Source organism: Gemmata palustris, from assembly GCF_017939745.1.
GTDB classification, from domain to species: domain Bacteria; phylum Planctomycetota; class Planctomycetia; order Gemmatales; family Gemmataceae; genus Gemmata; species Gemmata palustris.
The window spans coordinates 5,687,686-5,699,813 of the sequence record NZ_JAGKQQ010000001.1 but is presented as its reverse complement, the minus strand read 5'-3'; the positions used below and the strand labels follow the sequence as shown (position 1 = coordinate 5,699,813).

The 12,128-nt window shown below is 63.6% G+C and carries 12 protein-coding genes and 1 pseudogene; 5 read left to right on the top strand and 8 right to left on the bottom strand.

From position 1 onward, the window contains the following. Positions 1–68: 68 nt before the first annotated feature. From J8F10_RS23465 to J8F10_RS23455, 3 genes are all read right to left on the bottom strand, one after another. Positions 69–1,997, bottom strand: a complete 1,929-nt coding sequence (locus J8F10_RS23465; protein WP_246523535.1) for a CocE/NonD family hydrolase — start codon at positions 1,995–1,997, stop codon at positions 69–71. Positions 1,998–2,140: 143 nt separating this feature from the next. Continuing rightward, on the bottom strand, positions 2,141–2,422 hold the full coding sequence (locus J8F10_RS23460; protein WP_210657992.1) for a type II toxin-antitoxin system Phd/YefM family antitoxin: 282 nt from the start codon (positions 2,420–2,422) through the stop codon (positions 2,141–2,143). Positions 2,423–2,439: 17 nt separating this feature from the next. Next, complete coding sequence (locus J8F10_RS23455) at positions 2,440–3,402, bottom strand: aldo/keto reductase (RefSeq protein WP_210657990.1); 963 nt, start codon at positions 3,400–3,402, stop codon at positions 2,440–2,442. Positions 3,403–3,459: 57 nt separating this feature from the next. On the opposite strand from J8F10_RS23455, the gene J8F10_RS23450 reads away from it, so the two are divergent. After that, the gene (locus J8F10_RS23450; protein ID WP_210657988.1) at positions 3,460–4,875 is read left to right on the top strand and encodes an alkaline phosphatase family protein; all 1,416 of its coding nucleotides are present in this window, start codon (positions 3,460–3,462) and stop codon (positions 4,873–4,875) included. An 87-nt stretch (positions 4,876–4,962) separates the two neighbouring features. Here J8F10_RS23450 and J8F10_RS23445 read toward each other — a convergent pair whose 3' ends face one another. Next, positions 4,963–5,844 carry a sugar phosphate isomerase/epimerase family protein gene (locus tag J8F10_RS23445; RefSeq protein ID WP_210657986.1) on the bottom strand — a complete coding sequence of 294 codons (882 nt, stop codon included), beginning with the start codon at positions 5,842–5,844 and terminating at the stop codon, positions 4,963–4,965. Positions 5,845–6,139: 295 nt separating this feature from the next. Further along, positions 6,140–7,417: a nickel-dependent lactate racemase gene (gene larA, locus J8F10_RS23440; RefSeq protein WP_210657983.1), complete on the bottom strand. Its 1,278-nt coding sequence runs from the start codon at positions 7,415–7,417 to the stop codon at positions 6,140–6,142. A 144-nt stretch (positions 7,418–7,561) separates the two neighbouring features. Here larA and J8F10_RS23435 point away from each other — a divergent pair, with 144 nt between their 5' ends. The 3 genes from J8F10_RS23435 (at position 7,562) to J8F10_RS23425 (ending at position 9,960) form a co-directional block, all read left to right on the top strand. Then, on the top strand, positions 7,562–7,801 hold the full coding sequence (locus J8F10_RS23435) for a small basic protein (RefSeq protein ID WP_210657981.1): 240 nt from the start codon (positions 7,562–7,564) through the stop codon (positions 7,799–7,801). Between the two features lie 48 nt (positions 7,802–7,849). Next, positions 7,850–9,196: a 2-amino-4-hydroxy-6-hydroxymethyldihydropteridine diphosphokinase gene (gene folK / locus J8F10_RS23430; RefSeq protein WP_315854152.1), complete on the top strand. Its 1,347-nt coding sequence runs from the start codon at positions 7,850–7,852 to the stop codon at positions 9,194–9,196. 263 nt (positions 9,197–9,459) lie between these two features. Beyond that, complete coding sequence (locus tag J8F10_RS23425; protein WP_210657979.1) at positions 9,460–9,960, top strand: hypothetical protein; 501 nt, start codon at positions 9,460–9,462, stop codon at positions 9,958–9,960. A 105-nt stretch (positions 9,961–10,065) separates the two neighbouring features. Here J8F10_RS23425 and J8F10_RS23420 read toward each other — a convergent pair whose 3' ends face one another. Further along, positions 10,066–10,248, bottom strand: a complete 183-nt coding sequence (locus J8F10_RS23420; RefSeq protein WP_210657977.1) for a hypothetical protein — start codon at positions 10,246–10,248, stop codon at positions 10,066–10,068. 45 nt (positions 10,249–10,293) lie between these two features. Then, positions 10,294–11,259 carry a DUF1559 family PulG-like putative transporter gene (locus J8F10_RS23415; protein WP_210657975.1) on the bottom strand — a complete coding sequence of 322 codons (966 nt, stop codon included), beginning with the start codon at positions 11,257–11,259 and terminating at the stop codon, positions 10,294–10,296. A gap of 406 nt (positions 11,260–11,665) precedes the next feature. Between J8F10_RS23415 and J8F10_RS23410 the strand changes: the two are divergent. Continuing rightward, positions 11,666–11,857 (top strand): annotated as a pseudogene (locus J8F10_RS23410) (SDR family oxidoreductase); the annotation flags it as partial. A gap of 65 nt (positions 11,858–11,922) precedes the next feature. Here J8F10_RS23410 and J8F10_RS23405 read toward each other — a convergent pair. Then, positions 11,923–12,126, bottom strand: coding sequence for a hypothetical protein (locus J8F10_RS23405; RefSeq protein ID WP_210657973.1), 204 nt, complete (start codon positions 12,124–12,126; stop codon positions 11,923–11,925). Positions 12,127–12,128 lie beyond the last annotated feature (2 nt).

Genomic DNA, 12,128 nt, shown 5'->3' with positions numbered 1-12,128 from the left:
ATTCCGTCTTCTGCTTTAATCCGCGTGATCTGCGTTTATCCGGGGCTGTATTTCTCTCGCTGCATTCCTCACTTGATTACGCCAACAGTGATGCGCGACGGGTGTTCTGCGTCCCGATACACCTTGTGCGTTTGCTTCTTGAAGTCGCTCGCGTCCGCCTTGTAGATGTCGCAGAACGTTTGCGGGTTGCGGTCGACCAGCGGGAACCACGTCGATTGCACCTGCACCATCAGTCGGTGCCCGGGACGCAGCGTGTGGAACACGTCCGGCATGGTGAACTTCACCTTCGCCACTTCGCCCGGCTTGAACGGCTCCGGCTTCGAGAAGCTGTTGCGGAACTTGCCGCGGAACGGTTCCCCGCGGATGAGTTGCTGGTAGCCGCCCATCTTCACGCCGGTCGGGTTCGGGTCCGGGTCCGCCAAGTCGTCGGGGTACACGTCGATCACCTTCACGACCCAGTCCGCGTCGGTGCCGGTGGTGGAGACGTACAGTTCCACCTCGATCGGCCCCGCGATGGTGAGGTCGCTCTTGAGCACTTCGCCCTGGTACACGAGCACGTCCGGGCGCGCGGACGCGAACCGTTGGTCGGCGGTCATGTACTCCTTCACCATCCCGATGTCCGTCTTGTTGATGAACGGTACCGGCTTCGCGGGGTCGGATACGAACTCATCGAACGCGGGCGGTGGGGTCGCTGAATCGACCGCATCTTTTCCGAGATGAGCGTTCCCCCACAGAACGCCGCCGGGATGAGGGTAGAAGCTCGTGGCTTTGGCCGTCTTCGGCGGCCACGTATCGTGCTTGCGCCACACGTTCGTGCCGGTCTCGAACACCCACGCTTTCGGATGCTTGCTCTCGCCCACCCCCTTCAAGTGGTACTCGAAGAACGGGAACTCGATCGTCTCGCGGTAGAAGTCGGACGTCTTCGCGTTGAAGCTGACGTCGCCGAGGTGGTCGCCCTCCCCGCGGCTCCACCCGCCGTGGACCCACGGACCCATCACAAGGTGGTTGAATTGGGGCGGGGTGTTCGCCTCCGCGTGCTTGTAGATTTCGAGCGCGCCGAACAGGTTCTCCGCGTCGAACCACCCGCCCACGGTGAGCACGGCCGGCTTGATGTTCTTGACGTGCTGCCGGATGTTGCGGGCCTTCCAGAAGTCGTCGTAGGTGCCGTGTTCCATCACCTCTTTCCAGAACGCGATCTCGCCCTTGTAGTATTTCGCGTCCGCGTTCTTGATCGGCCCCATTTCGAGGAAGAACTTGTAACCGTCGGGCGTGTCGTGCTCGAAGCGGTCGCGCGCCCCCTTCTTGGTCGGCTCCGGGCGGTTCTTGCCGAACCCGTACATGAAGTTGAAGCAGTGCGGCAGGAACAGACAGCCGTTGTGGTGGAAGTCGTCGCCGATGAACCACTCGCTCACGGGCGCTTGCGGCGAGACGGCTTTCACAGCCGGGTGCGCATCAATCATCCCGCACACCGTGTAGAAGCCCGGGTACGAGATGCCAGTGATCCCCACCTTCCCGTTGTGGCCCTTCACGTTCTTGGTGAGCCACTCCACGGTGTCGTAGGTGTCGCTGCTCTCGTCGATTTCCTTCCCCTTCTTCGCGGGGTTGTGCGGCCGGACGTTCACGAACTCGCCCTCCGACATCCACCGCCCGCGCACGTCCTGGTACACGAAGATGTACCCGCTCTTTACGAACTGCGCGCTCGGGCGCAGGGCGTCCGGGTACTTGTCCGCACCGTAGGGCGCGACGCTGTACGGCGTGCGCGTCAGCATCATGGGGTAGGTCTGCGCGTCGTCCTTCGGAACATACACGGCCGTGAACAGCTTCACGCCGTCGCGCATCGGGATCTGGTACTCGTACTTCGTGTAATTCGCACGAATGTATTCCTTCAGTTCCGCGCCCGCGAGCGGCTTCGACGCCGCCGTGGGGCCGGGCTGCGCGAACACTGGCGTAGCGAACGTACCGAGCGCAAATGCGGCGAGCATCAACCAGCGCAACATGAGTCCACCTCGGAATAAGACTACGGGGTAAAAATCGTAACCCGTGCTGCAACTGCGGCGCGGGTGAGAGTGGCGTCAACTGTGGCGAGAGGGAGAGCTGTTCGCAGTACGAGTTCAAATCGGCGGGGCGAATGTCGGGAAGATCATGCGGCGGGCGACTCCGGTTGCGCCCGTTCTCCCGGCGTGCCGGCGGGCGGGAACGGGATGCCGTCTTCTTCGTGCCACTGCGCGATCAGACGGGACAGCGTACCGATTTGCTCCTGGCGCGCGGTTTCCGTTTCCGGTGTCGGGGGCGCGAACGCGGGGAGGGTGAGCGCGGCGAGCGCGATACCGTTTTGAACGATCAGTACGTGCTCGCCCCGGGCCACGAGGCCGATTAGTTCCGGTAGCCGAAGGCACGCATCGGCCAGGGTGACAGTGGTCATTGTTTTGCCTCCTGCGCTCACGCCGGGTTCGCTTTCAAGTACCCATCTATCTCACCGATCTCGGCCGGCGTCAACCGCCAATCGGCCGCGCCGACCAGTTCCTTCAGTTGGCCCGGCTTCCGAGCACCCACGATGGCACCGGTCACGGCCGGGTGGCGCAGCGCCCATGCGATCGCGACCTCGCCCGGCGTGTGCCCGTGTCGCGCACCGATCGTTTTCAGCAGCTCGACGAGGTTCAGGTTCCGCGTCAGCAGCGGTTCCTGGTAGTGCCTGTTCTTCTCCTTGCGCCAATCGTCCGCGGGCATTGCGGCAATGCGCTCGCGCGTCATCGCGCCGGTCAACAGGCCGCTCGCCATTGGCGAGTACGCGATCACCCCGATGTTGTTCGCGAGACAGTACGGCAGCACGCTCGCTTCCACCTCGGGTCGGATCATCGAGTACGGCGGTTGAAGCGAGGTGATCGGCCCGAATTCGGACACCTGCGCCATCTGTTCCGCGCTGAAATTCGACACCCCGGCCCAGCGGATCTTGCCCTCTTCCTTGAGTTTCACAACGGTCTGCCAGCCCTCGTCGATGTCTTCCGGCGGTTCGGGCCAGTGGACCTGGTACAGGTCGATCACGTCCACCTTCAGGCGCTTGAGACTGGCCTCGCACTCCGCGCGGATGCTCGCGGCCTTCAGGCTCTTCCCGATTTGCCGGTGCTCGTCCCACACGCGGGCGCACTTCGTGAACACATACGGGCGATTCTTCACGCCTTCGAGCGCCTTCGCGACCACCTCTTCCGAGTGCCCCAGCCCGTACACCGCGGCGGTATCGATCCAGTTGATGCCGAGGTCCAGCGCGCCGCGGATTGTGGCGATGCTGTCCGCGTCGTCCTGCGGTCCCCAACCGAACGCCCAATCGCCGCCGCCGATGGCCCACGCCCCGAAACCGATCGTAGTGATATTCAGGTCCGAATTGCCGAGTCGTCGCGTCTGCATTTCGTCGCTCCTCGCTCCCGCCCTGACGGACGGGCTTCGCCTCGATACCGTGTTCGTATGCAACCAATCGTACTAATCAACGCGGTCGGTCTTACGCCCCGGCTCCTCGAGCACGCCCCGCGCCTCAAAGCGCTCGCGGCGACCGGCTGGTACACCGACATGCCGGAGGTGCTCCCGGCCGTCACGTGTACCGCACAGGCCACACTTCTCACGGGCGTGATGCCGAACAAGCACGGGGTGGTTGCGAACGGGTGGCGGTTCCACAGCACGAACGAGGTCCGGTTCTGGCAGCAATCCAATCGACTCATCCAGGCCGTGCCCGTGTACGAAACGGCCCGGCAGCGCGCGAAGGAGCGCAACAAGGAGTTCAAGAGCGCGAAGTTGTTCTGGTGGTTCAACCAGGGCGCCGCGGTGGACATTTCCGTGACGCCGAAACCGCACTACGCGGTGGACGGTAACAAGGCGTTCGGCATCACCGGCTCGCCGCCGGAAATCGCCGAGGGCCTGGAGCGCGTGTACGGGAAGTTCCCGTTCCCGTCGTTCTGGGGACCGATGGCCGGGTTGAAGTCCACGCAGTGGATCGCCAATGCCGCCGCCAACGTCATGCAGTTCGAGAAGCCGACTCTGACGCTCGTGTATTTGCCGCACCTCGACTACGACCCGCAGCGGTTCGGGCCGAGCGGCTGTGACATGGCGAAGTGCGTGAAGGAACTCGACGACGCCTGCGCGCCGATACTCGATATGGCCACTCAACTCGGCGCGCAAGTGTGGGTGGTGAGTGAGTACGGGCACTGCGACGTGACGCGCCCGGTGTACCTGAACCGCGCGCTGCGCGAAGCCGAGTTACTGGAAGTGCGCCAGGGGCCGTTCGGTGAGCAGCTCGATCTGTACGGCTCGCGGGCGTTCGCGGTGGTCGATCACCAACTCGCACACGTCTACGTTCGCGATTCCGAAGACCTCGCCCGCGTGCGCGCGGTTCTCGCCGCGGTGCCCGGCGTCGCAAAGTTGTACGTCGGTGAGGAGCGCGCCGAGCTCGGCCTCAACCACCAGCGGAGCGGCGACCTCGTGCTGCTGTCCGAGCCGGACGCCTGGTTCGCGTACCCGTTCTGGCTCGACGACGCGCTCTGCCCGGATTACGCCCACGCGGTGGCCATTCACGCGAAACCGGGCTTCGATCCGTGCGAACTGTTCTTCGACCCGCGGTTGCGGTTCCCCAAGCTCCACAGCGCGCGCCGGCTCCTCCAGAAAAAACTCGGGTTCCGCACGACGTTCGACGTGGTCCCACTCGACGGGGCGATCGTGCGCGGCAGTCACGGCCTCGCGGCGGCCGACCCATTGGACCGGCCCATCCTCATCGGCCACGGCCCGATGCCCGCCGCGAGCGTACCTATGACGCAGGTGAAGGACATGCTGCTGACCGCGCTGGGACTGGAGCAAGGCGAACCCGGCCCGCACGGACCGCAGGTAAGGTGAACCCCGCCCGCAAGGGCGGGGGGTGCCGTTCCACGAGAGCGCCACCCGCCGCCCTTGCGGGCGGGGTTCGCCTACGAGTGGGGCCTGTCACCCAATCAGCTTTCGCAGTTCTTTGACGTGCTTCGGCACGGCGACTTTCGGGTCTTCCTTCCCCTCGTACTCCAGCGCGACGAACCCGTGGAAGTTCGCGTCCTTGAGGATCTTCACGACTCGAGCGAGGTCCGCGTCCTGGACCTTCCCACCGGGGTACACCTCGGTCTTCACCTGCGACACCACGCCGTAGGGGGCGATCTTCGCAATGTCCGCGTAGGGATCGGTGGTTTTGAAGTTGCCCGTGTCGATGTTCACACCGAGGGCCTTGCTCTTCACCGGTTTCACCAGGTCGAGGAGGTGCTCGGGTGTGTCGGTGATGCCGCCGTGGTTCTCCAGCGCGAGTGATATGCCGTGTTTTTCGGCGACTTCACAGCACTCGTTTACCGCCGCGACCACGCGCTTTTGCGCTGCTTCCAGAGTGTCGCCTTTTTCGAGCGCGCCGGCGAAGATGCGCACGGTCGTTGCGCCCACCTTCGCCGCTAGCACGGTCCAGTCCTTCACCTTCTGAATTTCCAGCTTGTACTTGGCCTCGTCCCGCACGCAGAAATTGTTGCCAACCGGTACACCCGAGATCGCGAGTTTCTTTTTGGTCGCGTGTGCTTTCAGTTTCTCGGCATAAGCGTCGGTCGTTTCCGCCCAGTAGTAGGACGTGAGTTCGATCGCGTCGAGCGGCAGGTCGGCCGCGAGGTCGATAAACTCGAACAGGGTCATCGTCGGCTTTTTCAGGTCGAGGAACTGCCTCATGCTGTACGCGGCCAGTGCCAGTTTCAGGTCCGGCTTGTCACCGGGACGCTTGATCGGATCGATGGCGGCACCAAAGCCCGCGGACGCGACGGTGGCGGACGCGGCAAGAAACTGGCGGCGGGAAAGCGACATTGTGAACCTCCTGAGTAACGAGCCGGCGCCGCCAGTTTACACGCACGCGGAACTCAAGGTGTCATCCGTTTCGCCCTTCATCTTCAGGGAGACGCCGGTGCTACGGTTCTGTCTTGTGCGGGTGCTCGCGGTGGTCGCACTCGGCACGGCCACTGAATAAGCGCGGGCGATTTACTTGCGGGTCGAAACTGAAAAAGTGTCGGTCGAGCGGCTCGCGAAGACGTGAGTGGCCCAATGTCTTCGCGCGAATCCCTTCAATGGCGCCGGTCTTGTGAACCGGTGCCCTCGAATCCGGTCACACCGACGCGACGACGGGCAGCACATACGGCCCCTTTGGGATGACGGCGAGCGTCGCGTCGGGGCCGTACTCCGCCAGTGAATCGGCGACGGCTCGCTCCACGGATTCCACCGGTTCCACGCGGCAGCGGCGCAGCACATCGGCCGGGATTCCGCCACTGACCACTTTCACGCGGCAGTGCGAGAGCACCTTCTTCAGCATCACCAACTGCCATTCGTCCATCTCGCACGTTTCGGACGCCGACGGCCGATCGTATTCACCGTTGGCTTCGTAGCGCTCCAACTGTTCACGGAACTCGTGGCTCCCCAGTCCTTCCGTGAGGCTCGCGGCGAGAACAATCGTGCCGCCCTTGCGCACGATGGGTAGCGCACCGGTCAGCCCCTTCACCGCTTGGTACCACGTCGTATCGAGCGGGTAGCCGGCGCAGCTCGTCACCACCACGTCGACCGGCTCGGGCACGCCCGCGCGCACCACGTCGCGACAGAAGCGCACCCCCTCTTCCCAGGCCGCGATCATGTCGCCGGCCCACAAGCCCGTGACGCGGCGCTGACCGTCGATGCACACGTTCACGATGAAGTCGCACCCGGCCATGAGCGCGATTCGGGTGTTCTCCTCGTGGACCGGGTTCCCCTCGACACTGCCGCAATCGGCGCGCGGGTGTTCGAGGAACTTCGGGCCGTGCCACACCCTCACCGTTTCGAGCGCCGCGATACCCGGGCAGATGAGTTTCCGCCCGCCGCTGTAGCCCGCCATGAGGTGCGGCTCGATCAAGCCCGTGGTGATCTTGAGTTCCGCGCGCGTGTAGCGGTGGTCGATCCAGGCGGGCACGCCCTTTGGCGTGGTGCCCAAGTAGTCGTGCTCGTCCTTCACCTTGCCGTGGTGGTTCTCGCACCGATAGTTGGTGGCGACGAATTCCCCCACGAGTTCGACCAATTCCTCGCCCTCGTTCGGCCGGTGCAGACCGGTCGCCACGAGAACCGTGATGCCGCTTCGCGGAACGCCCGCCGCCTCGAGCGTGCGCAGGAGCGGCGGGAGAATGAGCTTGTTCGGTACCGGTCGGGTGATGTCGCACACCACGACGCACGCGGTCTTCTTCCCCCAGGCCAGTTCCGCCAGCGGGCGCGTGCCGATCGGGTTCGCGAGCGCCGTTTCGAGGGCCGCAGCCGGGTCCGGGAGCGGGGCCGCGGGCTTGATCGCCAGCGGCGGTGCAACGAGCCGGTTGTCCGGGAGCGTGACGGGAAGGCCGGTTTTGCCGTAGTCGAGTGTCAGTTGCATGGGCAGTGTTCGGGCCGGGGCCGCGGGAAGACGGAGAGGTTGGCTTGCCGTCTGAATGTAGGGGTTATAGTATCACATTTCGCGGTGGTCGATGGCCCTGTCGCCCCGACCCCGAACATTGAACACCGAGCACCGAACACGACAATGTCCATCGACAAGAGCTTGAAGCGCAAAGCCGGCATGTCCCGTCAGCGGTGCGTCCTGACCCGCGCCGAGCGCATCGCGAAGATGTTGGAGAACGGCCAATTCGGTTCCGACCGCAGCCCATACGGACTGCCGAAGACCCGCGTTCAGAAGGTCGCACTGAAAAAGAAGGTCAAGAAGGAAGCGGCCGAAGGCGACGCCGCCCCCGCAGCCGGTGCGAAAGCGGGCGGGAAGAAGTAGTTGCCGTTCCGGGGCGCCGGTTCCAGTTAAGGTACTACAAGGGCTCAAGTGCCCTTGTGGACCGTGTACCGACACTGGCACCCGCGAACTATGGCACTCGCACACATTGCGCTCGGCTCCAATCTCGGCGACCGCTGGGCCACACTCTCCGCCGCCGTTCAGCGCCTCCGTGCTGAACCGGGCTTGCGCGTGGTCGCGCGGTCCGAGTTTTACGAAACCGCACCCGTAAACTGCCCGCCTGGGTCCGGCGAGTTCCTGAACGCGGTCGCTATTGTCGAGACGGACCGTTCCCCTCAAGATTTGCTCCAGCTCCTGCACCGCATCGAACGACAGTTCGGCCGCGTGCGCGCGGAAACGAATTCTCCTCGTACACTCGATCTCGACCTCATCCTGTACGATAGTGCCGTTATCGACACCCCGGAACTGATCGTCCCGCACCCGCGGATGCACGAGCGCGCGTTCGTGTTGGTGCCGCTCGCGGAGATCGCGCCGGACGTGGTTCACCCGATATCAAAGAAGACGGTCCGGGAACTCGCGTCCGCGGTCGCGCGCGACGACATCCGCGTACTGGCGGCCCCGCGCGGGTCGGCGTCGCGCGAGCTGTCCGGGCTCCGCGCGCTCGTTACCGGGTCCACGTCCGGCATCGGCCGGGCGATTGCAACTGCGTTCGCGGATCACGGCGCCGACGTGGTCCTGCACGGGCGCGGGTTCATTCCGCCGTCACTCGACGAACACGAGAGCGACGTAATCGCATTTGGGACGGCTACGGACGCGGTGCTGCGTTCGTACCGCGACAAGGGTGTCCGGGTTACGGGCGTGGGCGAAGACCTGAGTACCCCGGGCGCAGTGGAGAGACTCGCGAACCGCGCCTGGGACGCCTTTGGCGGCTTGGATATCCTCGTGTGCAACGCGGGCGCGGACACACTCACCGGCGACGCGGCGAAATGGTCCTTCGACGAAAAATTGGACGCCCTGCTCGCCATCGACCTGAAAGCCACGATGCACCTCTCCCGGGACATCGGCGCGCGCATGAAAGAGCGCGGGCGCGGGTGCATCATTACCATCGGGTGGGATCAGGCCGAAACGGGTATGGAAGGCGACAGCGGGCAGTTGTTCGCGGCCGTAAAGGGAGCGGTAACGTGCTTCACGCGCAGCCTCTCACTTTCCCTCGCGCCGGAGGTTCGCGTGAACTGCATCGCGCCGGGGTGGATTCGCACCGCGTGGGGCGAAACGGCTTCTCCGGTGTGGCAGGACCGTGTGCGGGAGGAAACGCCGCTGGGGGTATGGGGGTTGCCCGAAGACGTGGCGGCGACTGCACGGTGGCTGGCGAGCCCGGGCGCCGCGTTCGTCACCGGTCAGACGATCCGCGTCAACGGCGGCGCCGTCCGGGCGTGATTGTAAAAGAAATGGCGAATGGCTCACACTTTAAATCTTATTCAGATAACGCTTGCCGGGACTACCTATTCGGGCTTGATTTGCACAAGTAGCGGCAGGAAAATTTATGAGTCGCCAGTTTTGATGAACCTCACCAAAACCAGTGACTGGGCGTGTTTGAAAGGCGCTCCGAGCACGAGTTGCGAAAAGATCATTTTCGGAGCGGCGAATACCAGCCTGATTGCTTTCACCACGCCTGTGGGCATTCCGATGCGGGGCCGAACATGCGGTTACAGCGATTGGCACACCGAAGTTCCGCTATTATCTTCGGCGTACTCACCACGGCGTTCGTCGTGTGGGTATGGGAGGGCTCTAGCGACGGTCAGCCGCAAATTGTCGGCCCCCGTCCGCCCGCGCTGGGCGTAGCCGGGGCGACACTGACGACGGACGAAGACACCGTCGCCCCGGTCGGCCACGAGGCGAAACCCGCCCCACAGGGTACGACCCAAATGTTATTCAAACTCAAGCCCGGAATGCTGCGAACCGAGGTCGAGTGGTTGGTCGGGGTGCCCGCTCCGCAGTGCGTACATCCAGCCACGATCACGGCCGGTCGGGTGACCTACCACACGAGTTACGAGGCGGACCTGACACCGCTCTCGACGGTGCGCCCGCCGGCAGGGCATGTTCCATTTACGCAGGAGCAAACGCGGGTGCGATTGGAGTTCGATGCCACGAAAATCGGCCACCCATTGCTCGATATTTACTACCCTGATCCTCTCTTTTGACCCATCGCGACCAATTATTTCAGTGATAGCCGGTAACGGGAAATGGAACCGGCGCGATTTTCGGCGCGCCGGTTCCATTTTTGTTTAACCGTGGCAGCCATGTCCTCAATCACTTTTGCCCTTCGGAGCAGATTTTCCAGCACCGGCAGGAGTTTTCATCTCCAGTTTCGGGGCATCTGCCGGTGCTTTGGGGTTCACTTCCTTGCCATCACTTCCGCAGCCCACGGTACTCATTACCAGCGCCAGGAGAAAACCACTCACCGTCACCCGTACCACACTGCGCTTCATGATTATTGATCCTGTTAGGCACCCTCGAACGGGAGCGAGGGAAAATCAGTTCTGGGGGACGACGACGCCATCGTTCATACCGCTGAGATAGACCCACGTGCTGAAATCGATGCTCGGGCTGAGGGAGCGCACGGAGCCGTCGCCGTAACAGATGTGGAGCCGGCCACCGGTGTGGGCCCCGCTAAAGACCCCCCACGCGCCTGCTGCACGATAATCTGCAGCCGGGCTGCCGAACCCGGTGTAATTGAACCCGCACGACCATGCCGCACCCATAATGCCGTCCGGGATGCCGCCGCTACCGCCCCACGCGTTGTACCCACCGGCGTACTCCGCGAACATCATCGTGTTGCTCGAACCGTCACCGATGGTCTCGATCTTGGTCTTCGACTTGAAAGTGAAGATGCCCGCCAGAGTCGGGTTGCCGGGGTAATAGCCGGCGACACCGAGGTAGTTCGAGTGCCCAAGCACCAACCGACCGGGGGCGGACGAGAAAACGTGACCGCCGTTAGAGCCGGCGTAGTCAGTTCCGGACGTCCCGTAGTTGACGGCCATGAGAACCGTCGTGACGCTGTCCGGGGTGGCCGGGCAGATCAGCGATTTAATTTTCGCTTGGGTTCCGTACATGGGCAGGGGGCTCGGCGGCGGCGGGATCGTGTCGGTCCCGGTGGAGGGGGGGCGGTTAGCCGGGTCGTTCCAATAGTTCGTGTAGGACGCCGGTTGGAACGAGAACAGCTTGAACGCGTTATCCTGTTCGAGATACGGCAGGAGGTACACAACGCACCCAGCGTTCTGGACATCGGCTCCCGGGGGCAGGACGCCGTTACCGCTCTGGTAATTGTGTGCCGCCAGACCGAGCTGTTTGATGTTGTTCGAGCAACTCATCCGCGCGGCCGCTTCGCGCACCTTCTGGACGGCGGGCAGGAGCAGCCCAATGAGGATCGCGATAATCGCGATTACAACGAGGAGCTCGATCAGCGTGAAGCCGACGCGGCTCCGAACGAGACGGAACATAGCGAGTCTCCAAAACGGGGCGCACGTCCGGCCGGAAGGGAATAATCGCAATCAATTCCCGCGCGACAGTGCGCTCCCATTGTCGGTCGAACCGACGGGACAAAAGAATGGAACAAAAAACGCCGGAAGAGTGGCGCGGGGTGGGAGAAGGAAGTTGACGGTAGAAATGGTGGTTGCGAGTACCACCGCATGCGAGTCGTCAACCTAGGGGTCCGCCCCGGGTAACGCACATCATTGCTAAATTCTCGCGAACGTCAATCCTATTTTTTCACATTTTCCACACACATGCGAGTTCGCGCAAGGAACCTATCGCACATGAACTCGTGGTGAGGTGGCGAAGAGTCTCGCAGACCAAAATGACTCGCACTGACTCACTTCACGCACGGTCTGTCCCGCCCTCGCGCCGGGGTGGATTCGCACCGCGTGGGGCGAAACGGCTTCTCCGGTGTGGCAGGACCGTGTGCGGGAGGAAACGCCGCTGGGCGTATGGGGATTGCCCGAGGACGTGGCAGCGGCCGTTCAGTGGCTGGCGAGCCCGGGCGCCGCGTTCGTCACCGGTCAGACGATCCGGGTCAACGGCGGCGCCGTCCGGGCGTAAAGCGAGCCCGAGTAACTCACTCTTAAGTGTGTTGCTCGGGCTTCAACGAACCGCCTTCGCGGAAGTTATTTTGGCGGCGGCGGGGGCGGTGGAGCCGGGGTCGCTGGGCCGCCGGTGCCAGCACCGCCGGCTTGTGGCTTCATATCTGGGCCGGGCGGCGGGATGAACTGCTTCGGTGGTTCGGCCTTGTCGCTCTTTCCGCACCCCTGAGCAGCAGCGAGTACGGTTGCGACGAGACAGCACACCTTGAGGACGCGAGAATATTTCACGA